This window comes from Listeria monocytogenes ATCC 19117 (assembly GCF_000307025.1).
GTDB lineage: Bacteria > Bacillota > Bacilli > Lactobacillales > Listeriaceae > Listeria > Listeria monocytogenes_B.
Map to the genome: position 1 here is coordinate 2,692,232 of NC_018584.1, position 25,012 is coordinate 2,717,243.

A 25,012-nucleotide genomic window follows, 5' to 3' on the forward strand; every position below is an offset into this window, starting at 1 on the left:
TTTATATCTAATCACAAAAGGAGCCGGAGAAGATGAAAAAAAGAGGTTTATTGTTGGTAAGTATTTTAATGTTTTTCAGTTTTTTGACAGTAGCATGTGGGAGTTCTGAAGACAATGAAGAAAGTGGGGAGAAAAGTACGAAAGAAATTGAACTTACCGTTGACGACCCTATTTTACCAACCGATGAAAATGGTGAAGCAACTATAGAGGGAACTGTAGATCCTAAATCCAAATTAACCATTGATGGTAAAGCCGTAAAAAAAGATGACAGCGGGAGATTTACTTATACTTACAGTTTAACTAACGATAATGTTGCAGAAGTTGATGTCAAACTTCTAGCGGTCAGAAAAAATTATAAAGATGAAAAGTACACTATAACTATTACTAACAATTCAAAATCATATAACGACAACATGGCAAAACAAGAGACAATACAAAAAGAAGAAGCCGCGAAAGCTGAAAAGGAACGTAAAGAAGCGGAGGAAAAAGCAAAACAAGAAGAAGAAGCAGCCGCTGCAAAAGCTGCAACGACTGATGAAAACACGCCTTCCGATGATACTGTATATGGCACTTTAGCCAGCAAAGATACTTTAACAAAAGAGGGAGATGCATTTTATAAAGATGAAGAACTTGATGTACTCTATTCTACAGTAGAAAACGATGAAATTTTTCAAGTGCTTATACAATTAGGCGATGAAAGTACAATTCGAAAAGATTTAGATAAAAATCATTTAACAGAATTAGCAAGAGGTTATATGGAATCCGATGCCACTCTTATACAAACTGTTTCTGATGAATCCTTTGTTTATGAATCTCCATCTATAAATAAAACATATACAGTAGATTATATGTTAAACGATGAAGGTTATGTTATTGCGGTTTATGTTACACAAGCAATGTGACTAGAAAAAACCTTTAAGTTATACAACTTTTAATTAAAAATATACTATTACAAAAAAGTCCTTAAGGGCTTTTTTGTTTTTTATTTAACTCAACTAAACAAAAAAAGCACCAGCAAAAGCTGGTGCTTTGAAACGACATATTAACGTTTTGAGAACTGAGGTGCACGACGCGCGCCTTTAAGTCCGTATTTTTTACGTTCTTTCATACGTGGGTCACGAGTAAGTAGGCCAGCAGATTTAAGTGCTGGGCGGTACTCAGGAGCCACTTGTAATAGTGCACGAGCTACACCATGACGGATAGCACCGGCTTGACCAGTGTAACCACCACCGTGAACGTTTACTAGTACATCATAGTTACCTAAAGTTTCTGTAGCTACTAAAGGTTGTTTGATAACTTCACGAAGAGCTGCAAATGGGATGTAATCTTCCCAGTCTCTATTGTTAATAACGATTTTGCCGTCGCCTGGTACTAAACGTACGCGAGCTACAGAGCTTTTACGACGACCAGTTCCGTAATATTGTACTTGAGCCACTTAGTATTCCTCCTTTATTAATTAACCGCGTAATTCGTATACTTCTGGTTGTTGAGCTGCGTGTTCGTGCTCAGCTCCACCATATACGTGTAATTTTTTGAATAATTGACGTCCAAGAGAATTTTTTGGAAGCATACCTTTGATAGATAGTTCTAATAATTTCTCAGGATTGTTTGTACGCATTTCGCCTGCAGTACGAGATTTCAAACCGCCTGGATATTGAGAGTGACGGTAGTAAATTTTGTCAGTAGCTTTTTTACCAGTAAGACCAATCTTACCAGCGTTGATGATGATTACAAAGTCTCCAGTGTCGATATGTGGAGTAAATTGTGGTTTGTTTTTTCCGCGAAGAATTGAAGCAACTTCACTGGATAAACGTCCTAAAGAAACACCAGTAGCGTCGATAACGTACCATTTACGTTCTACTTCGCCGGGTTTCGCCATATAAGTTGTACGCATGAATTACCCTCCTAAATAAATTGAAACAAATTAGCTCCCGAAAACTGTTCCTAATTCCCGAAATGCTATTCTATATTTTTATTGTTTAAACACAACAACCTTCCGGGGCTTATTGTGGGGCAAACAATACCATAGTCCATAATACAGTTTTTGGAGCAAAAAGTCAATGCGTTCTGCAAAAAAACATCCAATTTTTATTCATAGTCCACTCGCCATAAATATAACCCTTGTGGCGGCGCAGTTTTACTAATTAATTTTTGCCGGTCACGTGCTAATAAAGCCTCACTAATATCATCCGGAGAGATTCGATCTTGCCCTGCATCGAGCAAAGTTCCCGTCAAAATTCGCACCATATTATACAAAAAGCCATTCCCTTGAAAAGCAATCACTAACGTCTCGTCGTCCTCTTCATAAAAATCAATACTATAAAGCGTTCGGACTTTAGAATCACGCTCCGTTCTCGCCGAACAGAAACTTGTAAAATCATGCTCGCCAATCAGGCGTTTACTTGCCAATTTCATTTTTGAAATGTCCAGTTCATATGGATAATGTAGCGCAAAATTCCGACTAAAAGGATCAAAAATTTTCGTCCGCTTTACCACATAACGATATTCTTTTCCAACTGTGCCAAATCTAGCGTGGAAATCGTCTGGTACTTCTTCCACTGTTAAAAAGCTAATATCGAACGGAGTCATGACTTGCAAAGCTTTTTGAAATTTTTCGGCAGTGATATCAAGTTCCGAATCGAAATGAATAACCTGACCTTTCGCATGAACACCAGTATCTGTTCTTCCTGATGCTTTAATCCTCACAGTTTTGCCTTTATGCATTTTTGTCAGTGCTTTTTCAATTTCCGCTTGGACCGTCCGTGTATTCGGCTGCACCTGATAGCCATAAAACCCGCTACCATCATAAGAAATTATCGCTTTATATCTCGTCATTTATTTCAACTCCGCAACCAAAATAATAATCCACTTAACACTACTAACGAAATCAGTAGCAACGTATCTGCAAATCGCCAGCGTAGTAAACGGAATCTCGTTCTCCCTTTACCACCACGATAACCGCGTGCTTCCATTGCAATCGCTAAATCTTCCGCACGTTTAAACGCACTAATAAAAAGTGGCACAAGCAACGGAATAATCGCTTTAATCCGATCACTCCATTTTCCACTCGTAAATTCAACGCCACGAGCTTTTTGCGCTTTTAAAATTTTCTCCGTTTCATCCATCAATGTTGGAATAAAGCGCAAAGAAATACTCAGCATCAAAGCAAGTTCATGTACTGGTAAATGCACTAAACGAAACGGCGCTAAAATTTTCTCCAGTCCGTCTGTTAGTTCAATCGGGCTTGTCGTTAATGTTAAAAGTGTTGTCATAAAAATAATGAGAACAAAGCGACAAAACATCATCGCTCCATTTGTCAGTCCGAGTGTCGTTATTTGTAAAAGTCCTAAATCGACTAAAACTGTCCCGCCTTTTGTAAAAAAGACTTGAAGTAATAGCGTAATTAAAATAAGCCAGAAAATCGGTTGTAACCCTTTAATAAAAAATAAAAATGGCACTTTCGAAGTTAAGACTAAATACAAAACATACGCAAACATAAGCGCATAGGTCAGCCAATTGTTCGCTAAAAAGACAATCGCGATAAACGCCATAACAGCAGTGATTTTCGCACGTGGGTCAATTCGATGCAACCAAGAGTTTCCCGGAATATAACGTCCGAGAATCATTTTATCCATCATAATTATGCCCCGCCCTTCGCTAAATAAGGCGCCATTTCGGTTGTTAATTCATCAATGGTTAAACAAGTTTTTGTTAATTTCACATCAAATTTGCGCTCAAAAAGTCCTTGGAATCTCACCACATCCGGTACAGATAACCCAAGATCAACCAGTTCGTCTGGCTTCGCGAAAACTTCACGTGGCGTACCGATTTGAAGAACCGTCCCAGCTTTCATCAAGACAATCTTTTCCGCATAACGAGCAGCATCTTCCATACTGTGTGTTACAAGTACTGTCGTAAGCCCTTTTTCTTTATGAAGATTGTAGAACATTTCCATGATTTCCTCGCGGCCATGAGGATCTAGTCCCGCTGTTGGCTCATCTAACACAAGCACTTCTGGGTCCATCGCTAAAACACCAGCAATCGCAACCCGGCGCATTTGCCCACCAGAAAGTTCAAACGGCGAACGTGACAAAATTTCCTCGGTCAGTCCCACTTCATAAATCACTTTTTTAGCGCGTAGTTTTGCATCTTCCTCGGAAACTCCAAAGTTCATCGGTCCAAAACAAATATCCTTTTCGACCGTTTCTTCAAAAAGTTGTGCTTCTGGAAATTGGAACACAATCCCGACTTTCTTACGTAAATCACGTAGTTTCTTTTGCTTTACGCCAGCAACGATTTCTCGATCACCAACTGTGATTTTACCTTCTGTTGGCATTAAAAGAGCGTTTAAGTGTTGCAGCAAAGTTGATTTCCCTGAGCCAGTATGACCAATAATTGCAGAATAGCTACCAGAATCAAAAGAAACATTCACATCAAGTAATGCTCGCTTTTCAAAAGGGCTATTTTTTTGATAACAATAACCTAGTTGTTCGAGTTTAATTTCCATAATTGATCTAGTAATGCTCCTTCCGATAGCACGGTGCTTCCAGTTTCAAAGCCACCTGCAACTAATTTTTCTTGTAATTCAATAATAAATGGAACACCTAAGCCAATTTCGCGCATTGCATCTGCTTGCTCGAAAATTTCTTGCGGTGTGCCTTCACTGTGGACTTCTCCGTTATTCATAACAATTACTCGATCCGCAAAAAGAACTTCATCCAAATCATGTGTAATCGAAATAACGGTAATGTCTTCTTGTTCACGCATAATCCGAATAGTTTCCATTACTTCGGCGCGCCCTCTTGGATCAAGCATAGAAGTCGCTTCGTCCAAAATAATGACATCTGGTTGCAGCGCCAAAACCCCAGCAATTGCTACCCGTTGTTTTTGCCCACCAGAAAGTCTAGCTGGTTCATGTAGTGCATAACTTTGCATCCCAACCTCATTCAAAGCTGACTCGACGCGTTCCACCATTGTATCGTGCGGAACCCCGTGATTCTCAAGTCCAAACGCGACATCGTCTTGCACTGTAGCTCCAACAAATTGGTTATCTGGATTTTGAAAAACCATTCCTACTTGTCGTCTAATGTCCCATATATTTTTTTCAGACAAAACAAAGTGTCCGATTTTGATTAAACCATCTTCTGGAAAAAGCAATCCGTTGAGTAATTTCGCAATGGTAGATTTACCTGAACCATTATGACCAACAAGTGCAACCCATTCCCCTTTTTGAGCAGAAATAGATACATCTTTCACTGCATATTTTTCCGTATCCTCATATTTATAAAAAACGTGCTCTAATCTCACAAAACTTTCTGCCACGCTTAACACCTCACTTTTTGACCATTCATTGTTTATTATAGTATAAACATCCATCCGGCGCAAAATTTCCTTTTTGATTGTTTTGGTTTAATGCCAAAGGGAATATATTAACGTTAAGGATGTGATAACTATGTTAGTAGATTTTATTTTACGGCTTGTTGTTGCGGGTCTCCTTGGAGCAATTATTGGACTTGACCGAGAAATCAGAGCGAAAGAAGCTGGATTCCGGACACATTTTCTTGTTTCGCTCGGTAGCGCATTAATTATGATTGTTTCTCAATATGGTTTTTCCGAAATTGCCACCATGCAAAATGTATCGTTTGACCCAAGTCGTGTCGCTGCTCAAGTGGTAAGCGGGATTGGCTTTATTGGCGCGGGTACGATTATTATTCAAAAGAAATTTGTTCGCGGTCTAACAACAGCAGCCGGACTTTGGGCCACAGCTGGCATTGGCCTTGCTATTGGTGCAGGTATGTACTGGGTTGGAATTGCCGCTACTTTACTTACCTTAATCGGATTAGAATTCTTGAGTATCGTTTTCAAATCATTTGCCTTTCATACAACTGCAATTATCTATTCAACCGACAAACAAGAAAATCTAGTGAAGGTCACGGACAAGATCCAACAAAACAAACAACAAATCGTTTCGTACTCAAGTGAAAAAGAACTTATCGGAGAAAGTCTTTTTATTCGCGTGAATATTGTTGTAAAAACAAAGAATAAGAACGATGAATACGAACTATTTCACTTTATACAAACTCTTCCCAATGTAACCGTTGAAAAAATGGAATAAAGAATTGCTTTCTACTGTTTGCAACTCGGTTTTGTTCACAGAATATCCATTTACTTCCTACTTCTCATTTTGCTATAATTCACCCGTCACTACTAATAGAATATAGAGAGAAGGGAAGAGATGAAAAACTTTGTAACTTCAGAACGCGCGGTTTTTAAGATGGATAAATCGGCGGAACCTGCAATTACAGTGAAAGATGGCTCTGTAGTAAAGATAAAAACAAAAGACTACTTCAATGGCCAAATTCAAAACAAACAGCTTCAATACGGGGACCTAGATTGGAAACAATTTTCACCAACTACTGGACCAATCTATATCGAAGAAGCTAGAAGTGGAGATTTATTAGCGGTAACGATTGAAAAAATTGAACTCCTAGGGACGGAGGTATTTTTACTAAACGGACCAAATGTTGGTATAACAGATGATTTATTAACAAGCAACTTTACTCGTTGCTACAAAGTCAGAGAGAATCGAATTATGTATTCAGATGAAATTCATATTCCGATAACTAAAACTATCGGATTGCTACGAACAGAAGGCTTACTTACCTCCAAATCACCAGCTAACAACGACGGCCTACTCGACTCATCCGAGATTACAGAAGGTGCAACGATCTTTTTACCAGTTGAAAAACAGGGTGCATCGCTTTATATCGGCAATGTTCGAGCTACAGCTGGCTTCGGGAAAACTACTACCACGAGTGCAGAGGCGCCAGCAGAAATCACTTTACGACTTCAAATCCTTAAAAATCGAACAGCTCCCACACCCACAATTATTCATGACAACCATTTAATTTGCTTAGCATCAGATCTCACTATTGAGAAAGCGGCAAAAAAAGCGATGCAAAATATGATAACTTTACTTACTGAATCAGACAAAATGACAACTGAAGATGCGATGTTCCTTCTATCACTGCAGGCTGAGTTTCAAGTATGCAACATGGGTAAATCAAATATCACTACCAGTATCAAATTACCTTTGGATTATTTTCCAGAAATGCCATTTTTATAAGAAAAGAACCCCCGTTCTGACGGGGGTTCTTTTAAATTTGTTCAAAAATGCTGCCTTGGTAGTTTTTAAGGAGGAATTCAGCTAGTTTTATCGCTTCTTTTTCTACTAATTTTTGTCCTTTTTTAGTTAGTTTTTTACTAAGATAGAATTGAAAAACTATTTTATCCCCCGATATTTTATATCTCCACGTTCCAAAAAACTGAGCATTTATTATTAAGACAGCTTCAATTTGCCCAGCGGTGCGCCAGATTAGACTCGTTTCTTTTTCGCTCGCAAGCCAATTCTTTTTCGCGTAACTTACGAAAAGCGGATCAAACTTCCCTAATAGAAGCGGCGACCCCATCTCCACATTTTCCTGCGTTTTTGCTTTGCTATAATAGTTCTTGCCATCTTCACCGATATAGCATATATAGTTTTCAAGTAACTTTTCTAACGTTTCTATATAATCACTATTTCGCAAACCACTCCAATGCTTGAAATCTTGTATAGTCGCTGGCCCAAATGCACTAAAATAACGATCAATCATTGTTTCAAGACCTGTCTTGCTGCGCTTGTTAGTTATCCAAGCATCTTCTCTTTCTGAATCAATTTGGTTTCTATGACTATAAAATTTTGTTTTAGGACTTTCTGGCACACAAAACAACTTGCCATCGAGTGACCCTTGAATAAAAACCCCGCCCCATGTCATCAGCTCTTTTGCTTCATTACCTAGTAAAGCCGCAAAGGACTCTTTAGACACTTTATCTTCGCGCAGGAGTAATTCTTCCATTTGTACTAAAATCTCATCCAAATCACGTCCTAGAGAGTCTGCGTGCTTTCTTAACCAATTGTTTTTGTTCGCATAAACATCATGAACATAAAACCAATCATCCGGCGTATACATATGGACAGTCATTCTTTGCCCCCAGATTTTGATTATCCCTTTATCGTCGTAAGCCATTTGCAGGTTTTCTTTGGTTAAATTAGGTACACGATTAAATAAACTAATCTCTCCAAATTGTTGATACTGCGACTGAATACCAAATAACGCACGAGTTGCATCCTCTGCGCTGGAAAATTTAGATTGTAGTAGTCCAGAATTAAGTAATCTATTGTGAGCTATTTCCGCGTTAGTTAACGAACGCATTCTCCGTCCCTCCCACTGTTTATCTTTGGAATTTACTATAGATGGTTTCCAGTATAAAGGCAAGAAAAAAAGACCTGCTATACATAGATAACAGGTCAAACAAAAAAAGCCTGCCTCCTAGCCTACGATTAAGTAGACTAGGAAACACAGAGCTAGACAAGGAAACACGAAGTCTCCATATCATGACACTCCACTTGCTTTAAACGTTTTATTATTAAACTAATTCAATAATAACCATTGGTGCGCCGTCACCGCGACGTGGACCTTTTTTCAAGATACGAGTGTAACCACCTTGACGTTCCGCGTAACGTGGAGCAACATCATCAAATAGTTTTTGTAGAGCGTATACAGGACGGTTTTTCTTCACAGTTGAACCATCTTTACCTTTAGCATCTACTTGTACTACTTCTACAACTTCATGACGGATGAAAGCAGCTGCTTGACGACGAGCGTGCAAGTCTCCTTTTTTCCCAGAAGTGATTAGTTTTTCAACAACTTTACGAATCTCTTTAGCGCGAGCTTCTGTTGTTTCAATACGTTCAAATACGATTAAATCCGTTGCAAGATCACGTAGTAACGCTTTACGTTGTGAGCTTGTACGACCTAATTTTCTGTAACCCATGGAATTGCCTCCTTTATCAGTTTTCGTTTCTTAGAGATAAGCCAAGGTCAGCCAGTTTTACTTTAACTTCCTCAAGCGATTTACGGCCCAAGTTACGGACTTTCATCATATCGTCTTCGGATTTGTCAGCAAGTTCCTGTACTGTATTGATTCCAGCGCGTTTCAAACAATTATATGAACGAACAGACAAGTCTAATTCTTCAATAGTCATTTCAAGCACTTTCTCTTTATGGCTTTCTTCTTTTTCAATCATAATTTCAGCTTTTTGTGCTTCATCTGTTAAATTAACGAAGATACTTAAGTGCTCAGAAAGAATTTTAGCTCCAAGTGAAACTGCTTCTTCTGGGCTGATACTTCCGTCAGTTAACACATCAAACGTAAGCTTATCATAATTAGTTGATTGTCCAACACGTGTATTTTCCACTTGATAGTTCACACGGATAACCGGTGAAAAGATTGAATCGACTGGAAGTACACCAATTGGCATATTTTCGCGTTTATTTTGATCAGCAGGTGTGTAACCACGACCACGAGTCGCATTTAAACGCACATGAAATTTAGCATTATCACTTAATGTAGCAATGTGTAAGTCGGGATTTAAAATCTCAACGTCGCTGTCATAATTAATGTCAGCTGCAGTTACTACACCAGGACCTTGCATATCGATTTCTAATGTTTTTTCTTCATCAGAATAGATTTTTAGTGCAAGTTTTTTAATATTTAAAATCATGGTTGTTACATCTTCTACTACACCTTCAATTACAGAAAACTCATGTAAAGCTCCATCAATTTGGATAGAGGTTACTGCTGCACCTGGAAGAGAAGATAATAGAATACGACGTAAGGAGTTACCCAAAGTTGTACCATATCCACGCTCAAGTGGCTCTACAACAAACTTTCCATACTTGGCATCATCGCTGATCTCAATCGTCTCGATTTTTGGCTTTTCAATTTCGATCATTCAAATTTACCCTCCTTCAAAACGTCTAGAATATCAGTCTTTATGTCAAACTCTCTGCCTTGATAGTTAAGACAGTAAAAATCTACTATTGGCAAAAGAAAACGACCACTTATACGCGACGACGTTTTGGAGGACGACATCCGTTATGTGGAACTGGAGTTACATCTTTAATAGCTGTTACTTCAAGACCAGCTGCTTGTAGTGCACGGATAGCCGCTTCACGACCTGAACCAGGACCTTTAACAGTTACTTCTAATGTTTTTAAACCATGTTCTTGTGCTGATTTTGCTGCACTTTCAGCTGCCATTTGCGCTGCGAAAGGAGTAGATTTACGAGAACCTTTAAATCCTAGGGAACCTGCACTTGACCAAGCTAAAGCATTACCATGTGTGTCAGTAATCATTACGATCGTATTATTAAATGTAGAACGGATGTGTGCAATACCAGATTCGATATTCTTTTTCACACGGCGTTTACGAGTATTTGTTTTACGAGCCATTCACTAACTACCTCCTTTACTATTATTTCTTTTTGCCTGCTACTGTTTTGGACGGGCCTTTACGAGTACGGGCATTATTTTTTGTATTTTGTCCGCGAACTGGAAGTCCACGACGGTGACGCATGCCACGGTAAGAACCGATTTCGATTAGACGTTTAATGTTTAAGTTTACTTCACGACGAAGGTCACCTTCAACTTTAATACGGTCTAAGATTTCACGGATTTTACCTAGCTCTTCTTCAGTTAAATCACGAGTACGAGTATCTTCAGAAACGCCAGCTTCAGCAAGAACTTCTTTAGCTGTTTGTTTACCGATACCATAAATGTAAGTCAGGGAAATAACAATACGTTTTTCACGTGGAACGTCCACACCTGCAATACGTGCCATTTACTTAAGCACCTCCTCTTATCCTTGTTTTTGTTTATGTTTTGGATTTTCACAAATTACCATTACTTTACCTTTACGACGAATAACTTTACATTTTTCGCACATAGGTTTCACTGATGGTCTTACTTTCATATAGATATACCTCCTTGTTTATTAGAGAAAATGTCTCTATAAACCGATAATTTCTAAGCTGGATAAACCAGACCGGTATATAAATTCAATTTCGGAGTGCAAATTATTTAAAACGATAAGTAATTCTTCCGCGTGTCAGGTCGTATGGAGAAAGCTCTACTGTCACTTTATCTCCAGGTAAAATACGAATGTAATGCATACGGATTTTACCAGAAACAGTTGCCAGTACTTTATGACCATTTTCGAGTTCAACGTTGAACATCGCGTTTGGTAGAGTTTCTTGTACTACGCCTTCTACTTCAATAACATCTTCCTTTGCCATATGTTTGCTACCTCCTTCTTGTATTCTTGGATTTGTTCCTGATGCAGGCCTAATCCTTTCAGTGTAACTATTTCTCTTACATGAAAAAAACGTAAAACATGCAAAAATGGATGCACTTCATTAAAAGGCAACACATTTCGCCAGCTTTTCAGACAACCTGTAAAAGTGAAATCCGTAAAAACCAGAAGAACTGTCACTCGCAAAAGTATTGCGGCTGAACAGATCAAGGTAGAACATATACGTCATTCGGATGATCTTCAAACGGTTCTCTCGTTCATCATGATTTGCTTAGATGCCTTTAATTCCACTGCCAATTATCCATTATACTACAAACTAAACTAATTTGCACGCATTGATTTTGACAGTGATTCAGCACAGCTCACTCCTCAAAAAGAAGCAAGAATTTTTTCCACATCTACAAAAACGTCTTTAATGTCTTGCTCGCCGTTTATGTTATGAAGTTTACCCTTTTCAGAATAAAAATCTAGAAGCGGCTTGGTCTGTTTCATATTTACATTTAGTCGTTTTTCAACCGTTTCTTTCTTGTCGTCATCGCGTTGGTAAAGTTCCCCGCCATCTAAATCACATTTCCCAGGAACTTTCGGTGGGTTGTAAATTTCATGGTAAGTTTTACCGCAAGTCCGACAAATCCAACGACCTGTAAGACGTTTCATTAAAACATCTTTATCAACTTCAATGTTAATGACAGCATCAAGTTCTGTCCCTAAATCATTTAGAATATTTTCTAGCTCTTCTGCTTGTTCCACAGTGCGCGGAAAACCATCAAGCAAGAAACCATTCTTAGCATCATCTTCGGCCAAACGTTCACGAACGATACCATTTGTTACTTCATCAGGAACAAGGTCGCCATTATCCATAAAGGATTTAGCTTTCTTTCCTAATTCCGTATTATTTTTCATAGCTGCTCGGAACATATCTCCAGTGGAAATATGAGGAATGTTGTATTTCTCAACAATCTGTTCCGCTTGTGTGCCTTTTCCGGCGCCGGGCAGTCCCATTAATACTAATTTCAACTGTTTCGCCCCTTATTACGCGCTAGCTCCTGCTAGGAAGACCTAACAAGAACTGCGTGTTATTTGATAAATCCCCGATAGTTCCTTTTTACAAGTTGTCCTTCGAGTTGTTTCGTAGTATCTAATGCTACCCCGATAACAATTAGTAGGCTTGTACCACCAACGGCAAGTGACTGCGGTAAACTAAACACAGTAGTACCGATAGTTGGAAGTATAGCAACCGCTGAAAGGAAAATTGCACCAACAAATGTTAGACGGTAAAGTACCGATGTAAGATAAGCTTGTGTTTCCCGACCAGGACGTTTACTAGGAATATACCCACCTTGCTTTTTCAAGTTGTCTGCAACTTTCTCAGGGTTCACTTGAATGAAAGCATAGAAATAAGTGAAAGCAACAATTAGTGCAACATATAAAATCATACCAATTGGTTTTGTGTAATCAAACACATCTTTCAATACTTTTACAACATCGTTACTTTGATCAAAGAAAGTAAGGATAGTTTGTGGTGTAATAATAAATGCACTTGCAAAGATAACAGGGATAACTCCGGCAGAGTTAAGTTTTAACGGCAAGTGCGTTGCTTGCGCGCCCGATTGTTTTGCTCCTGCTACACGTTTAGAGTATTGAATTGGAATTTTGCGTAGTGCTTGTTGGAAGAAGATTACAGCTACAACAATAGCTAAAATTGCAATCCCTACACCAACTAATGTCAGAACATGTAGGAAAAGTTGATCACCAGCGTTTTCAATTTGCGAAACATATAATTGACGAACTCCATCAGGAATACGAGCAACGATACCTGCAAAGATAATGATGGAAACACCATTACCAACGCCTTTAACAGTGATTTGTTCACCTAGCCACATTAAGAACATTGTACCAGTAGTCAATACAATAGCGATAATTGCATATCTACCAATGGAAGGTTCAATTACTAAGCCAGCTGAAGACATGCGGTTAAATCCATATGCCATACCGAAAGCTTCCACTAAACCAAGTCCAATTGTCATGTATCTAGTAAGTTGATTGAGTTTTTTACGACCCATTTCCCCTTGCTTCGACCACTCAGTCAATTTAGGAACAACGTCCATTTGAAGTAACTGAACAATAATGGAAGATGTAATGTAAGGCATTACACCCATGGCAAAAATTGAGAAGTTTTTTAAAGCCCCACCATTAAATGTATTTAAGAACCCCAAAATACCGCCATCCATACTAGATTGTAAAGCTGCTGCGTTAACTCCCGGTACTGGCACGAATGTACCAATACGGAAAATAACTAGCATTGCTAATGTAAATAGTATTTTTTTACGGATGTCTGCTACTTTGAAGAAGTTAACTAACGTTTGAAACATTAGATCACCTCAGTTTTTCCGCCAGCCGCTTCAATTGCTTCTTTCGCAGCTGCAGAGAATTTGTTCGCTTTCACAGTAAGTTTTTTCTCGATATTTCCATTAGATAAAATCTTGATTCCGGATTTTTCATTACGAATAATTCCAGTTTCAACTAAAAGTTCTGGTGTTACTTCTGTACCATCTTCAAAGCGGTTTAAAACATCTAAGTTCACGATAGCAAATTCTTTACGGTTGATATTTGTGAATCCACGTTTTGGAATACGACGGAAAAGTGGAAGTTGTCCACCTTCAAAGCCTAAACGTACGCCACCACCAGAACGAGCTTTTTGTCCTTTATGACCGCGTCCTGAAGTTTTGCCGTTACCAGAGCCTGTTCCACGACCAACACGATTACGTTCTTTACGAGAACCTTCTGAAGGCTTAAGTTCATGTAGTTTCATGTCAAGCACCTCCTCCTATTTAACAAATTCTATCCATTGCATAATAATTTTAAGCTTAAACTTCTTTGACGTCCACTAAATGACTTACTTTAGTGATCATCCCACGAATTGCAGGATTATCTTCTTTAACCACTACAGAATTTGTTTTACCAAGACCTAATGCTTGAACAGTTTTGCGTTGTGGTTGAGGGCGTCCGATTAAGCTACGTTTTAGAGTAATTTCTAACTTCGCCATAATGATAATTCCCTCCTTATCCTAACAATTCTTCTACTGTTTTGCCACGAAGTTTCGCAACATCTTCAGCGTTTTTCAGTTGTTTAATTCCGTCGATTGTAGCACGTACCATGTTAATTGGTGTATTAGATCCAAGCGATTTGGAAGATACATCAGCAACACCGGCAAGTTCTAGGACCGCACGAACGGGACCACCAGCAGTTACACCAGAACCGGCACTAGCTGGTTTAAGAAGAATTTCTCCGCCACCAAAATGTCCGACTACAGTGTGTGGAATAGTTGTGTCTACAGTTGGTACAAGCACCATGTTCTTTTTAGCATCCTCAACAGCTTTACGGATAGCATCTGGAACTTCTTGCGCTTTACCAGTACCGAAACCAACATGACCATTTTTGTCTCCAACAACAACAAGTGCTGTGAAACGGAAACGACGTCCACCTTTAACTACTTTAGCAACACGGTTGATTGTAACAACGCGTTCTTCTAAATCTAATTTGTTTCCATCAATTTGCTCAGGCATGTAATATGTCCCTCCTTCTTATTAAAATTCTAGTCCATTTTCGCGAGCTGCTTCAGCAAGAGCTTTCACGCGGCCATGATATAAGTATCCTCCACGGTCAAAAGTGACAGAAGTAATACCTTTTTCGGAAGCACGTTTAGCAACTAGTTCGCCAACTTTGCTTGCTGCATCAACTTTGGATTCAGCAGAACCGAAATCTTTATCTAAATTAGACGCACTTGCAAGTGTCACACCATTTACATCATCAATAATTTGAGCATAAATGTTTTTGTTTGAACGGAATACGTTTAAACGTGGACGACTTTCAGTTCCAGAAATCTTAGAACGAACACGAGCATGTCTTTTTTTACGTACTTTATTTTTGTCGATTTTGGTAATCACACGACTCACCTCTTCTCTCATTTGCCTAATTAAGCGGCATTATTTACCAGTTTTACCTTCTTTACGGCGTACATGTTCGCCTTCGTAACGAATACCTTTACCTTTATATGGCTCTGGTGGACGTACGGCACGAATGTTTGCAGCTAACTCGCCAACGTGTTCTTTGTTGTATCCTTTAACAATCACTTGTGTGTTTGCAGGAACTTCAATATCTACGCCTTTAGGAGCAACAAACTCTACTGGATGAGAGTACCCTACGTTAAGAACAAGCTTGTCGCCTTGTTTTTGCGCACGGTAACCAACACCGATAAGTTCTAATTTCTTTTCATAACCCTCGGAAACTCCGACAACCATGTTATTAAGAATAGCACGAGTTGTACCATGAAGTGCACGGTGGTTTTTATTATCAGTCGGGCGAGAAACGTTAATTTCGTTGCCTTCAATATTAATAGTAATTTCTGGGTTGAACTCTTTTACAAGTTCACCTTTAGGACCTTTAACTGTTGCTGTTGATCCATTAAGTGTAACTGTTACACCTGCAGGAATCACAATAGTTTTTTTACCTATACGGGACATTTATTGCACCTCCTTATGGTTTACTTTTTCTTACCAAACGTATGCTAGTACTTCTCCGCCGACTTGTTTAGCACGGGCTTCTTTGTCGGTTAAAACGCCTTGGGAAGTAGACACGATTGCGATACCTAGACCGTTAAGTACTTTAGGCACCTCAGTTGATTTTGCATATACACGTAAACCTGGCTTACTAATACGTTTCAAACCAGTGATTACACGTTCGCCAGTCGCTCCATATTTTAAGAAAACACGGATTGTTCCAGCATTGTCATCTTCAATATATTCAACGTCACGGATAAAACCTTCACGCTTCAATATTTCAGCAATTTCTTTTTTGATTTTGGATGCAGGCAGTTCTAATTTATCATGTTTAACCATGTTTGCATTACGAATGCGAGTTAGAAAATCTGCAATTGGATCTGTCATCACCATGTATAATACCCTCCTTCCTTAAACTCTTTCTTACCAGCTTGCTTTTTTCACGCCGGGAATTTGACCTTTATAGGCAAGTTCACGGAAACAAATACGGCATAATTTAAATTTGCGAATAACGGAATGTGGACGACCACAACGTTCACAACGAGTATATGCTTGAACAGCGTATTTTGGTGTACGTTTTTGCTTCGCGATCATGGATTTCTTAGCCACGTTTTCGCCTCCCTACTAAAATTAGTTTTGATTACTTTTGAAATGGCATCCCTAGTTGAGTTAGTAACTCATGAGATTCTTCATCACTTTTGGCAGTTGTAACGATTACTACGTCCATACCGCGTACTTTTGATACTTGATCGTAATCAATTTCAGGGAAAATAAGTTGCTCTCTAACACCCAACGTATAGTTACCACGACCATCGAAAGCTTTTTTCGATACGCCACGGAAATCACGAACACGTGGAAGTGAAACAGTAACTAATTTATCTAAGAAATCATACATGCGTTCACCACGCAAAGTTACTTTAGCACCGATTGGCATTCCTTCACGAAGACGGAAACCAGCGATAGAATTTTTTGCTTTTGTGATTACAGGTTTTTGACCAGTGATAAGAGCTAACTCCTCAACTGCACTGTCTAAAACTTTCGCATTTGCTGTAGCGTCACCAACACCAGTGTTGATTACGATTTTATCTATTTTTGGAACCTCCATTACGGAGTCATAATTGAATTTGCTCATTAAAGCAGGAACAATTTCCTTAAGATATTGATCTTTAAGGCGATTCATGTAATATTCCCTCCTTCCTACGACTTTTATTTATCTATTACTTCACCGGATTTTTTTGCTACGCGTACTTTTTTATCGCCTTTAACTTCGTATCCTACACGAGTAGGTTCGCCTGTTTTAGGGTCAATTAGCATTACGTTTGAAACGTGGATTGGTGCTTCAACATTCAAGATCCCGCCTTGCGGGTTGATGTTGGAAGGTTTTGTATGTTTTTTAACCATATTGATTCCTTCGATAAGTACGCGGTCCTTTTTCGGAAATGCTGCGAGCACTTTGCCGGATTTGCCTTTATCTTTACCAGTAATAACTTTTACTTTATCACCTTTTTTGACATGCATTGGTATAGCACCTCCTTGATTTCTTGGAACTTATTTTTTAAAGAACTTCTGGAGCTAAAGAAACGATCTTCATAAAGTTGTTTTCACGAAGTTCGCGAGCAACAGGTCCAAAAATACGTGTTCCACGAGGACTTTTATCGTCACGGATAATGACACATGCATTTTCATCAAACTTGATGTAAGAACCGTCTTGACGACGTGCTCCACTCTTAGTACGAACGATTACTGCTTTAACAACTTCACCTTTTTTGACAACGCCGCCTGGTGTTGCTTGTTTAACGGTACACACGACAACATCGCCAATGTTAGCAGTTTTGCGTCCTGATCCACCTAGTACTTTAATAGTTAACACTTCACGAGCACCAGAGTTATCAGCCACTTTCATACGACTTTCTTGTTGAATCATTAGGACACCCTCCTTCCAGAATAACGGGTCGGAAAAATTGCACTCGGCAACTTTTCACAATCTATTTTTAACTTTTGATTTAGATAATTACTGCTTCTTCTACAACTTCTAGTAAACGGAAATGTTTAGTTGCAGACAATGGACGAGTTTCGGAAATACGAACTACATCGCCAGTTTTTGCAATGTTATTTTCATCATGCGCTTTGAATTTTTTAGAATACTTCACGCGTTTACCGTACAAACCATGTTTCTTGTACGTTTCAACAACCACGGTAATTGTTTTATCCATTTTGTCGGATACAACACGACCAGTATAAACTTTACGTTGGTTACGGTCAGCCATGTATTAAAACCTCCTTACGATTCTTTTTTAAGCAAGTTCTCTTTCTCGAACGATTGTTTTCATACGGGCAATTGCTTTACGAACCTCACGAATACGTGCGGTGTTTTCTAATTGACCAGTAGCTAATTGAAAGCGCAGGTTGAAGAGCTCTTCTTTCAAAGCTTTTTCTTGATCTTGGATTTCGGTAGTGGATAAATCACGGATATCATTAGCTTTCATTTGCTTCACCACCAATTTCTTCACGTTTAACGATCTTAGTTTTGACCGGCAGTTTGTGTGCTGCTAGACGTAATGCTTCACGCGCTACATCTTCAGGAACACCTGCGATTTCAAACATAATTTTGCCACGTTTGACTGGGCTTACCCAACCTTCCGGAGCACCTTTACCTTTACCCATCCGAACCCCGATTGGTTTAGAAGTGTAAGATTTATGAGGGAAAATTTTAATCCAAACTTTACCGCCACGTTTCATGTAACGAGTCATTGCGATACGAGCTGCTTCGATTTGACGGTTTGTAATCCAAGAAGCTTCAACTGCTTGAAGACCGTATTCACCAAATGCAACTTCAGTTCCGCCTTTCGCGCGTCCACGCATGTTTCCGCGGAATTCACGACGGTATTTTACACGTTTAGGAACTAACATTATTATTTTCCTCCTTCCACATTGTTTTTCTTCGTAGGAAGGACTTCACCGCGGTAGATCCAGACTTTAACGCCTAGTTTACCATAAGTTGTGTCAGCTTCTTCCCATGCGTAGTCGATGTCGGCACGCAATGTATGAAGAGGTACTGTTCCTTCGCTATAGTGTTCAGCACGAGCGATATCCGCTCCGCCAAGACGACCAGATACTTGAGTTTTGATACCTTTTGCTCCAGCACGCATAGTACGTTGGATAGCTTGTTTTTGCGCACGACGGAAAGATACACGACCTTCCAATTGACGAGCGATATTTTCAGCAACCAATTTTGCGTCTAGGTCAGCACGTTTGATTTCTACGATATTGATATGAACACGTTTTTGAGTAAGTTCGTTCAAGTTTTTGCGTAATGCTTCAACTTCAGAACCACCTTTACCGATAACCATACCAGGTTTTGCAGTATGAATAGTGATATTCACACGGTTAGCTGCACGTTCGATTTCTACACGAGAAACAGAAGCGTCAGATAGACGTTTTGCAACGTAATCACGGATGCGTAAATCTTCATGTAAGAAGTCCGCATAATCTTTTTCCGCGTACCATTTGGAGTCCCAATCACGGATGACACCGATACGCATACCTATTGGATGTACTTTTTGACCCACGAATTATCCCTCCTTCACTTCAGATACCACAACTGTGATGTGGCTAGTACGTTTGTTGATTGCACTTGCACGACCTTGTGCACGTGGACGGAAACGTTTAAGTGTTGGACCTTCGTCAACAAATGCTTCCTCTACTACAAGGTTGTTAATGTCTAAATCATAGTTATGCTCTGCGTTAGCAATAGCAGATTTTAATACTTTTTCAATAATTGGGGAAGCTGATCTTGGAGTATACTTCAAGATTGCAATTGCTTCGCCAACTTGCTTGCCTCGAATTAAATCAATGACGATTCTAGCTTTGCGAGGAGCAATACGAACCGTTTTGGCAACGGCTTTTGCGCTTGTAACTTCACTTGCCATTAGGATATCCTCCTCTCAAATTAGCGTTTAGTTTTTTTATCGTCGCCCGCATGACCGCGGTACGTACGAGTTGGTGCGAATTCGCCCAGTTTGTGTCCTACCATATCTTCTTGAACATAAACAGGAACGTGTTTACGTCCATCATATACTGCGATTGTTTGTCCAACAAAAGTTGGGAAAATCGTGGAGCGACGAGACCAAGTTTTAATTACTTGTTTCTTTTCGCTTTCTGCTGCTGCTTCCACTTTCTTCATCAAGTGGTCATCAACAAAAGGTCCTTTTTTCAAACTACGACCCATGACGGAACCTCCCTTCGCATAGTCAGGAAGCTGAGAACGCATGTCCTCGCTATCCTGCTACCAATTTTATTCAATCTATTGATCCGATTATTTTTTCTTACGACGACGTACGATAAATTTATCGGAGTTGTTGTTTTTCTTACGTGTTTTGTATCCAAGAGTTGGTTTGCCCCATGGAGACATTGGCGATTTACGGCCGATTGGAGCTTTACCTTCACCACCACCGTGTGGGTGATCGTTCGGGTTCATTACAGATCCACGAACAGTTGGGCGTTTACCCATCCAACGTGAACGACCTGCTTTACCGATGTTGATAAGTTCGTGTTGTTCGTTACCAACTTGACCGATTGTAGCACGGCAAGTAGCAAGAATCATGCGAACTTCACCAGAGTTTAAGCGGATTAATACGTATTTACCTTCTTTACCAAGCACTTGAGCACTTGTTCCAGCAGAACGTACTAATTGTCCACCTTTACCAGGTTTCATTTCGATATTGTGGATAACAGTACCCACTGGAATATCTTTTAATTCTAGTGCATTACCGACTTTGATATCAGCTTCTGCTCCTGAATAAATTGTTTGACCTACTTCAAGGCCTTTTGCTGCGATGATGTAGCGTTTTTCTCCATCAGCATAGTTGATTAGAGCAATATTAGCAGAACGGTTTGGATCGTACTCGATCGTTGCAACGCGTCCAGGAATACCATCTTTGTTACGTTTGAAATCAATCACGCGGTATTGGCGTTTATGGCCACCGCCGTGATGACGAACAGTTAACTTACCTTGGTTATTGCGTCCGGCTTTCTTTTTAAGAGGACGTAGTAAAGATTTTTCTGGAGTACTTGTAGTAATCTCAGCGAAATCAGAACTAGTCATGTGCCGGCGCCCGTTAGTGGTAGGTTTATACTTTTTGATCGCCATTGTTTCCCCTCCTCGTTAGATTTATTTAAAGTTAGTCGAATTATACTTCAAAGAATTGAATTTCTTTGCTGTCAGCTGTAACAGTAACAATCGCTTTACGGCGTTTGTTAGTGTAACCTGCATAACGGCCCATACGTTTAAGTTTGCCTTTGTAATTCATTACGTTTACTTTAGCAACTTTTACGTCGAAAATTTCTTCAACTGCGTATTTTACTTGCGTTTTAGTTGCGCGAGTATCTACTTCAAATGTATATTTCTTATCGTCGAGAATACTTGTAGATTCTTCAGTTACAACTGGGCGCTTAATGATGTCGCGTGCATCCATTATGCGAGCACCTCCTCTACTTTTTCGACAGCTGCTTTAGTGATAATTAATTTATCATGTTTAGCAACTTCTAGTACTGAGATACTTTCAGCTGGAATAACTGTAATGCCTTGTAAGTTGCGTGCAGATAATTCTACATTTTCACTTTCACCGGCAACTACGATTAGTGCCTTAGTATCTACAGAGATATTTTTAAGAAAAGCCGCAAATTCTTTTGTTTTAGGTGCATCGAAAGTCAAACCTTCAAGTACAACTAATTTTTCTTCATTTACTTTAGAAGAAAGAATTGATTTAATCGCTAAACGACGAACTTTCTTAGGTAATTTGTATGCATATGAACGAGGTGTTGGGCCGAATACGACACCACCGCCACGCCATTGCGGGGAACGGATTGAACCTTGACGGGCACGACCTGTACCTTTTTGACGCCATGGTTTACGTCCGCCACCACGTACTTCTGAACGATTTTTTACTTTGTGAGTCCCTTGACGTAGGGATGCACGTTGGCTCAAAATCACATCAACAACAACTTTTTCATTTGGTTCGATACCGAAAACAGTGTCGTTTAAAGTAATTTCGCCAGCGTTTGTTCCATCTTGTTTAAGTAAGCTTAATTTTGGCATTCGTTAGTCCTCCTTTCCAAATGAATTATTTTGCTTTAGTAGCAGTTTTAATTTGAACTAATGCTTTTTTAGCGCCTGGAACGTTACCTTTTACTAAAAGAACGTTCTTTTCAACGTCTACTTTAACGATTTCTAGGTTTTGGATAGTGATTTGTTCTCCACCCATACGACCTGGAAGTAGTTTATTTTTGAAAACACGGTTAGGTGCTACTGGACCCATTGAACCTGGGCGACGATGGTAACGGGAACCGTGGGCCATAGGGCCGCGTGATTGTCCGTGGCGTTTAATAACACCTTGGAATCCTTTACCTTTCGATACGCCTGTCGCGTCGATGATGTCACCTTCTGCGAATACGTCTACTTTTACTTCTGCACCAATCTCATACTCGTCTAAGTTTACATCGCGGAATTCGCGAATGAAGCGCTTAGGAGTAGTATTGGCTTTTGCTACATGACCTTGTTCGGGTTTGTTTGACAAAATTGCTCTCTTATCTTCGAAACCGATTTGTACAGCTTCATAGCCGTCAGTTTCAACAGTTTTCTTTTGAAGTACCACGTTTTGTGCTGCTTCGATTACTGTTACTGGAATAAGTTCGCCGTTTTCAGTGAAAACTTGTGTCATCCCTACTTTTCTACCTAAGATTCCTTTGGTCATGAGTCACACCTCCTGTTAATTTAATATATTCTTATTATAGTTTGATTTCGATGTCCACACCGCTTGGCAAGTCTAAACGCATCAAGCTATCAACTGTTTGTGGTGTTGGATTAACGATGTCGATTAAACGTTTGTGTGTACGCATTTCGAATTGCTCACGAGAGTCTTTATATTTGTGGACCGCACGCAAGACTGTGTAGATTGACTTCTCTGTTGGAAGTGGGATCGGACCAGATACAGAAGCACCTGAGCGTTTCGCTGTTTCTACAATCTTTTCTGCTGATTGATCCAAAATACGGTGATCATAAGCTTTTAAACGAATACGAATTTTTTGTTTTGCCATTACTTTCCCTCCTTTTCGCCTACTTTTAAAGTAGACATTCTCCGTGAAAATTACCTGAACATCCGCCATGGCAAAGCGGCCGGGTGTGTCAGCAACCTTTCACTTCATCACATGGGCATTCCCGGCAATACCGGGGTGCTCGTTGTCAAAAGGGCAGACCAATGCCTGTCCATTTGCACTTTATCTATTATACACGGGTTAGGGATAGTAATCAACCGCTTTTTGAAAAAAGTTTTAAGTTATTTTCATAGGAACTATTATATAGAAGATTCTCGGTTTTGGTTTATCTTCAAACTGTCTGACAGAGCCATTCTGCTCATTTTATCCAAAAGAAAAAAACATCCGTTAATATCGAATGTTTTTAAGATGTTCTTAGTATTACGAGTCCCGCGGTTAAAAGTATCATTACACATGCCGCAATCAAATCTCCAAAATGCCAATGCAATATTCGGAATCTCGTGCGCCCTTCGCCTCCTTGATACCCTCTCGCTTCCATTGCATCCGCTAATTCTTCCGCTCGGTTAAACGAACTAACAAATAACGGAATAAAAATCGGGACAACAACTTTCATTTGTTCGAAAAGATTACCTTCACCAAAATCCACTCCGCGAGCTCGCTGCGCTTTCATAATTTTATCTGTTTCTCCCATAAGGGTTGGAATAAAGCGAAGTGCCACCGAAATCATTAATGCAATGTCATTCACCGGCACTTTGAGTACAGCAAACGGACGAAGGATGTAAGCAATTGCGTCTGTCAGGTTCATAGGCGTCGTTGTGAGCGTGATAACGGTCGACATCATGATAATTAAGACAAAGCGCAAAAACACAAATACCCCGTTCAAAAGCCCAAATGAAGAGATTGTAAATGGACCCCAATCAAAATAAATCGTTCCGCCACTCGCAAATAGTATTTGCATTACTACTGTAAATAAAATTAGCCAAATAAGTGGTTTTACACCTTTTATAAACACTTTTAACTTGATACCTGTCATTTGAATGACCATGAGTGTGAACAAAACCATTAAGGCGTATGTCCACCAGTTATTCGCTAAAAATAAAATGCCGATATAATAAAAGCCTGCTAAAAGTTTCGTTCGCGCATCCAGACCATGAATTAAGGACTCCCCTGGGACAAAACGACCTAATATTAGTTTTTCAATCATTCAAAGAAGCCCCCTTTTCTTTACGCCAGTTGTTGAAGTACCACGCTCACCGCCATTAAAATTGTCAATGTCGCATTAATTAATACGAAATTACGAATACCAATAACAAATGTTTTTGATTTTACTTGTTCTTTATTGAATTTAACTAGATTACGATACACTGGATAGATTGTTATTAGTGATAGTAACATGATTGGATGTAAGAAGTTTATAGCTACCGAAACAACCACAGCTAAAAATGAAGCATAATATAAAGCATTAAATAATAAGACTCCCATTTTTCTTCCTATATAATACGGAAGTGTGTAACGATGATTCCGAATATCTTCATCTAAATCACAGAGATTATTCGCGAGCATGATATTAGCTATTGTGAAAATACAAGGTAAGGATACCACACCTATCCGAATAATTTCTATTAGATTGAACTGGATTGTCACCGTTTCTCCTTGCCAAAGTAAATTCGCTATTCCCGCGTCGTATGCATTTACATATACAGCTAAGAAGAAAATCCCAAACCCCATCGTTACGCCTGAAAAAATTTCACCTAACGGCATACGAGAAAGCGGTACAGGACCGAATGTATATAAGATGCCTATACAAAAGCAGACAAATCCAATTAAGAGCACTAAAAGATCTGTTCGAAAAACTAACCAAACACCTAATCCTGTAGCAATGAAGAACATCAAGAAAATAGTTATAATAACTGTTCGCACCGGAATTTGCTCTTGCCCAATTACATTGCTGGTAGTTCGATAATCGTAATCATGATTGTCTGTTGCTTTGCGGTAATCCATATAGTTATTAATCGCTGTTGTAGTCAAGTCGAATATGAGCATAGATCCGAAAAATATCAACGTATTAACAGGTTTGAACATATCATATTGATACACAACAAATAGCGTTCCTAACATAAACGGAAAAACACTAGCTATCTTCGTTTGGATTTCAACCAACTTCAGAAACGATGGTATTGACATATCCCCTTTTTAGCCCCTTTTC

At 39.3% G+C, this 25,012-nt stretch carries 41 protein-coding genes; 3 read left to right on the forward strand and 38 right to left on the reverse strand.

Annotation, left to right across the window (positions count from 1 at the left end; all coding sequences use genetic code 11):
* Positions 1-32 precede the first annotated feature (32 nt).
* Positions 33-902 (forward strand): DUF4969 domain-containing protein, encoded by an 870-nt coding sequence (locus tag LMOATCC19117_RS13290; RefSeq protein WP_003734940.1) that lies wholly within the window; start codon positions 33-35, stop codon positions 900-902.
* Positions 903-1,042: 140 nt separating this feature from the next.
* Here the strand turns inward: LMOATCC19117_RS13290 and rpsI are convergent, their stop codons facing one another.
* The 6 genes from rpsI to LMOATCC19117_RS13320 form a co-directional block, all read right to left on the reverse strand.
* On the reverse strand, positions 1,043-1,435 hold the full coding sequence (rpsI, locus tag LMOATCC19117_RS13295) for a 30S ribosomal protein S9 (RefSeq protein WP_003726075.1): 393 nt from the start codon (positions 1,433-1,435) through the stop codon (positions 1,043-1,045).
* 21 nt (positions 1,436-1,456) lie between these two features.
* Positions 1,457-1,894, reverse strand: coding sequence for a 50S ribosomal protein L13 (gene rplM / locus LMOATCC19117_RS13300; RefSeq protein ID WP_003720909.1), 438 nt, complete (start codon positions 1,892-1,894; stop codon positions 1,457-1,459).
* A gap of 194 nt (positions 1,895-2,088) precedes the next feature.
* Positions 2,089-2,835 (reverse strand): tRNA pseudouridine(38-40) synthase TruA, encoded by a 747-nt coding sequence (gene truA, locus LMOATCC19117_RS13305; protein WP_003734247.1) that lies wholly within the window; start codon positions 2,833-2,835, stop codon positions 2,089-2,091.
* Positions 2,836-2,840: 5 nt separating this feature from the next.
* Positions 2,841-3,638, reverse strand: coding sequence for an energy-coupling factor transporter transmembrane component T family protein (locus LMOATCC19117_RS13310; RefSeq protein ID WP_003733614.1), 798 nt, complete (start codon positions 3,636-3,638; stop codon positions 2,841-2,843).
* A gap of 2 nt (positions 3,639-3,640) precedes the next feature.
* Positions 3,641-4,507 (reverse strand): energy-coupling factor ABC transporter ATP-binding protein, encoded by an 867-nt coding sequence (locus LMOATCC19117_RS13315; protein ID WP_003726078.1) that lies wholly within the window; start codon positions 4,505-4,507, stop codon positions 3,641-3,643.
* Positions 4,483-5,322, reverse strand: a complete 840-nt coding sequence (locus LMOATCC19117_RS13320; RefSeq protein ID WP_003740302.1) for an energy-coupling factor ABC transporter ATP-binding protein — start codon at positions 5,320-5,322, stop codon at positions 4,483-4,485. Before LMOATCC19117_RS13320 ends, LMOATCC19117_RS13315 begins: the two co-directional genes overlap by 25 nt.
* Before the next feature lie 130 nt (positions 5,323-5,452).
* Here LMOATCC19117_RS13320 and LMOATCC19117_RS13325 point away from each other — a divergent pair, with 130 nt between their 5' ends.
* On the forward strand, positions 5,453-6,115 hold the full coding sequence (locus tag LMOATCC19117_RS13325; RefSeq protein ID WP_003730782.1) for an MgtC/SapB family protein: 663 nt from the start codon (positions 5,453-5,455) through the stop codon (positions 6,113-6,115).
* Positions 6,116-6,235: 120 nt separating this feature from the next.
* Positions 6,236-7,126 carry an acetamidase/formamidase family protein gene (locus tag LMOATCC19117_RS13330; protein ID WP_003734246.1) on the forward strand — a complete coding sequence of 297 codons (891 nt, stop codon included), beginning with the start codon at positions 6,236-6,238 and terminating at the stop codon, positions 7,124-7,126.
* A 31-nt stretch (positions 7,127-7,157) separates the two neighbouring features.
* Here the strand turns inward: LMOATCC19117_RS13330 and LMOATCC19117_RS13335 are convergent, their stop codons facing one another.
* The 32 genes from LMOATCC19117_RS13335 to menA all read right to left on the reverse strand — a co-directional run bounded on the left by LMOATCC19117_RS13335 (position 7,158) and on the right by menA (position 24,990).
* Positions 7,158-8,252: a DNA glycosylase AlkZ-like family protein gene (locus LMOATCC19117_RS13335; protein ID WP_003726082.1), complete on the reverse strand. Its 1,095-nt coding sequence runs from the start codon at positions 8,250-8,252 to the stop codon at positions 7,158-7,160.
* 214 nt (positions 8,253-8,466) lie between these two features.
* Positions 8,467-8,874, reverse strand: a complete 408-nt coding sequence (gene rplQ, locus LMOATCC19117_RS13340; protein ID WP_003723675.1) for a 50S ribosomal protein L17 — start codon at positions 8,872-8,874, stop codon at positions 8,467-8,469.
* A gap of 16 nt (positions 8,875-8,890) precedes the next feature.
* Positions 8,891-9,835 (reverse strand): DNA-directed RNA polymerase subunit alpha, encoded by a 945-nt coding sequence (locus tag LMOATCC19117_RS13345; RefSeq protein ID WP_003723676.1) that lies wholly within the window; start codon positions 9,833-9,835, stop codon positions 8,891-8,893.
* Positions 9,836-9,944: 109 nt separating this feature from the next.
* On the reverse strand, positions 9,945-10,334 hold the full coding sequence (gene rpsK / locus LMOATCC19117_RS13350) for a 30S ribosomal protein S11 (protein WP_003720926.1): 390 nt from the start codon (positions 10,332-10,334) through the stop codon (positions 9,945-9,947).
* A 22-nt stretch (positions 10,335-10,356) separates the two neighbouring features.
* Positions 10,357-10,722 carry a 30S ribosomal protein S13 gene (gene rpsM, locus LMOATCC19117_RS13355; RefSeq protein ID WP_003723677.1) on the reverse strand — a complete coding sequence of 122 codons (366 nt, stop codon included), beginning with the start codon at positions 10,720-10,722 and terminating at the stop codon, positions 10,357-10,359.
* An 18-nt stretch (positions 10,723-10,740) separates the two neighbouring features.
* The gene (gene rpmJ / locus LMOATCC19117_RS13360; RefSeq protein WP_003720928.1) at positions 10,741-10,854 is read right to left on the reverse strand and encodes a 50S ribosomal protein L36; all 114 of its coding nucleotides are present in this window, start codon (positions 10,852-10,854) and stop codon (positions 10,741-10,743) included.
* A gap of 103 nt (positions 10,855-10,957) precedes the next feature.
* Positions 10,958-11,176 carry a translation initiation factor IF-1 gene (gene infA / locus LMOATCC19117_RS13365; protein WP_003720929.1) on the reverse strand — a complete coding sequence of 73 codons (219 nt, stop codon included), beginning with the start codon at positions 11,174-11,176 and terminating at the stop codon, positions 10,958-10,960.
* Positions 11,177-11,562: 386 nt separating this feature from the next.
* Positions 11,563-12,210: an adenylate kinase gene (locus LMOATCC19117_RS13370; RefSeq protein WP_003740304.1), complete on the reverse strand. Its 648-nt coding sequence runs from the start codon at positions 12,208-12,210 to the stop codon at positions 11,563-11,565.
* Between the two features lie 59 nt (positions 12,211-12,269).
* A complete protein-coding gene (gene secY / locus LMOATCC19117_RS13375; protein ID WP_003726441.1) occupies positions 12,270-13,565 on the reverse strand; it encodes a preprotein translocase subunit SecY in 1,296 nt (431 codons plus the stop codon).
* The gene (gene rplO, locus LMOATCC19117_RS13380; protein WP_003723680.1) at positions 13,565-14,005 is read right to left on the reverse strand and encodes a 50S ribosomal protein L15; all 441 of its coding nucleotides are present in this window, start codon (positions 14,003-14,005) and stop codon (positions 13,565-13,567) included. The genes secY and rplO overlap by 1 nt, the downstream gene beginning before the upstream one ends.
* A 55-nt stretch (positions 14,006-14,060) precedes the next feature.
* Positions 14,061-14,240: a 50S ribosomal protein L30 gene (gene rpmD / locus LMOATCC19117_RS13385; protein WP_003720933.1), complete on the reverse strand. Its 180-nt coding sequence runs from the start codon at positions 14,238-14,240 to the stop codon at positions 14,061-14,063.
* Positions 14,241-14,256: 16 nt separating this feature from the next.
* Positions 14,257-14,760 (reverse strand): 30S ribosomal protein S5, encoded by a 504-nt coding sequence (gene rpsE, locus LMOATCC19117_RS13390; RefSeq protein WP_003723681.1) that lies wholly within the window; start codon positions 14,758-14,760, stop codon positions 14,257-14,259.
* Positions 14,761-14,781: 21 nt separating this feature from the next.
* Entirely contained in the window at positions 14,782-15,141 is a 360-nt protein-coding gene (gene rplR, locus LMOATCC19117_RS13395) for a 50S ribosomal protein L18 (RefSeq protein WP_003739848.1), read from the reverse strand.
* A gap of 39 nt (positions 15,142-15,180) precedes the next feature.
* The gene (rplF, locus tag LMOATCC19117_RS13400; RefSeq protein WP_003726442.1) at positions 15,181-15,717 is read right to left on the reverse strand and encodes a 50S ribosomal protein L6; all 537 of its coding nucleotides are present in this window, start codon (positions 15,715-15,717) and stop codon (positions 15,181-15,183) included.
* Positions 15,718-15,747: 30 nt separating this feature from the next.
* The gene (rpsH, locus tag LMOATCC19117_RS13405) at positions 15,748-16,146 is read right to left on the reverse strand and encodes a 30S ribosomal protein S8 (protein ID WP_003720937.1); all 399 of its coding nucleotides are present in this window, start codon (positions 16,144-16,146) and stop codon (positions 15,748-15,750) included.
* Positions 16,147-16,176: 30 nt separating this feature from the next.
* Positions 16,177-16,362, reverse strand: a complete 186-nt coding sequence (locus LMOATCC19117_RS13410; RefSeq protein ID WP_003723684.1) for a type Z 30S ribosomal protein S14 — start codon at positions 16,360-16,362, stop codon at positions 16,177-16,179.
* A gap of 31 nt (positions 16,363-16,393) precedes the next feature.
* A complete protein-coding gene (gene rplE, locus LMOATCC19117_RS13415) occupies positions 16,394-16,933 on the reverse strand; it encodes a 50S ribosomal protein L5 (protein WP_003720938.1) in 540 nt (179 codons plus the stop codon).
* Between the two features lie 26 nt (positions 16,934-16,959).
* Positions 16,960-17,271: a 50S ribosomal protein L24 gene (gene rplX, locus LMOATCC19117_RS13420; RefSeq protein WP_003720939.1), complete on the reverse strand. Its 312-nt coding sequence runs from the start codon at positions 17,269-17,271 to the stop codon at positions 16,960-16,962.
* Positions 17,272-17,308: 37 nt separating this feature from the next.
* On the reverse strand, positions 17,309-17,677 hold the full coding sequence (gene rplN, locus LMOATCC19117_RS13425; protein ID WP_003723686.1) for a 50S ribosomal protein L14: 369 nt from the start codon (positions 17,675-17,677) through the stop codon (positions 17,309-17,311).
* A gap of 79 nt (positions 17,678-17,756) precedes the next feature.
* A complete protein-coding gene (gene rpsQ / locus LMOATCC19117_RS13430) occupies positions 17,757-18,020 on the reverse strand; it encodes a 30S ribosomal protein S17 (protein ID WP_003720941.1) in 264 nt (87 codons plus the stop codon).
* Between the two features lie 27 nt (positions 18,021-18,047).
* Positions 18,048-18,239 carry a 50S ribosomal protein L29 gene (gene rpmC, locus LMOATCC19117_RS13435; protein WP_003720942.1) on the reverse strand — a complete coding sequence of 64 codons (192 nt, stop codon included), beginning with the start codon at positions 18,237-18,239 and terminating at the stop codon, positions 18,048-18,050.
* Positions 18,229-18,663: a 50S ribosomal protein L16 gene (gene rplP / locus LMOATCC19117_RS13440; protein ID WP_003720943.1), complete on the reverse strand. Its 435-nt coding sequence runs from the start codon at positions 18,661-18,663 to the stop codon at positions 18,229-18,231. Before rplP ends, rpmC begins: the two co-directional genes overlap by 11 nt.
* Before the next feature lie 2 nt (positions 18,664-18,665).
* Positions 18,666-19,322, reverse strand: coding sequence for a 30S ribosomal protein S3 (rpsC, locus tag LMOATCC19117_RS13445; RefSeq protein WP_003720944.1), 657 nt, complete (start codon positions 19,320-19,322; stop codon positions 18,666-18,668).
* A gap of 3 nt (positions 19,323-19,325) precedes the next feature.
* A complete protein-coding gene (gene rplV / locus LMOATCC19117_RS13450; protein ID WP_003727697.1) occupies positions 19,326-19,682 on the reverse strand; it encodes a 50S ribosomal protein L22 in 357 nt (118 codons plus the stop codon).
* Between the two features lie 20 nt (positions 19,683-19,702).
* Positions 19,703-19,981: a 30S ribosomal protein S19 gene (gene rpsS / locus LMOATCC19117_RS13455; protein ID WP_003720946.1), complete on the reverse strand. Its 279-nt coding sequence runs from the start codon at positions 19,979-19,981 to the stop codon at positions 19,703-19,705.
* A gap of 87 nt (positions 19,982-20,068) precedes the next feature.
* Positions 20,069-20,902 carry a 50S ribosomal protein L2 gene (gene rplB / locus LMOATCC19117_RS13460; RefSeq protein WP_003727696.1) on the reverse strand — a complete coding sequence of 278 codons (834 nt, stop codon included), beginning with the start codon at positions 20,900-20,902 and terminating at the stop codon, positions 20,069-20,071.
* A 40-nt stretch (positions 20,903-20,942) separates the two neighbouring features.
* On the reverse strand, positions 20,943-21,227 hold the full coding sequence (rplW, locus tag LMOATCC19117_RS13465) for a 50S ribosomal protein L23 (RefSeq protein WP_003720948.1): 285 nt from the start codon (positions 21,225-21,227) through the stop codon (positions 20,943-20,945).
* Entirely contained in the window at positions 21,227-21,850 is a 624-nt protein-coding gene (gene rplD / locus LMOATCC19117_RS13470) for a 50S ribosomal protein L4 (protein WP_003727695.1), read from the reverse strand. Before rplD ends, rplW begins: the two co-directional genes overlap by 1 nt.
* Before the next feature lie 25 nt (positions 21,851-21,875).
* Positions 21,876-22,505 (reverse strand): 50S ribosomal protein L3, encoded by a 630-nt coding sequence (gene rplC, locus LMOATCC19117_RS13475; protein WP_003726733.1) that lies wholly within the window; start codon positions 22,503-22,505, stop codon positions 21,876-21,878.
* A 34-nt stretch (positions 22,506-22,539) separates the two neighbouring features.
* Positions 22,540-22,848: a 30S ribosomal protein S10 gene (gene rpsJ, locus LMOATCC19117_RS13480; RefSeq protein WP_003720954.1), complete on the reverse strand. Its 309-nt coding sequence runs from the start codon at positions 22,846-22,848 to the stop codon at positions 22,540-22,542.
* Positions 22,849-23,209: 361 nt separating this feature from the next.
* A complete protein-coding gene (gene fmnA / locus LMOATCC19117_RS13485) occupies positions 23,210-24,010 on the reverse strand; it encodes an FAD export ECF transporter transmembrane subunit FmnA (RefSeq protein ID WP_003726731.1) in 801 nt (266 codons plus the stop codon).
* Positions 24,011-24,030: 20 nt separating this feature from the next.
* Entirely contained in the window at positions 24,031-24,990 is a 960-nt protein-coding gene (gene menA / locus LMOATCC19117_RS13490; protein WP_003726730.1) for a 1,4-dihydroxy-2-naphthoate polyprenyltransferase, read from the reverse strand.
* Positions 24,991-25,012 lie beyond the last annotated feature (22 nt).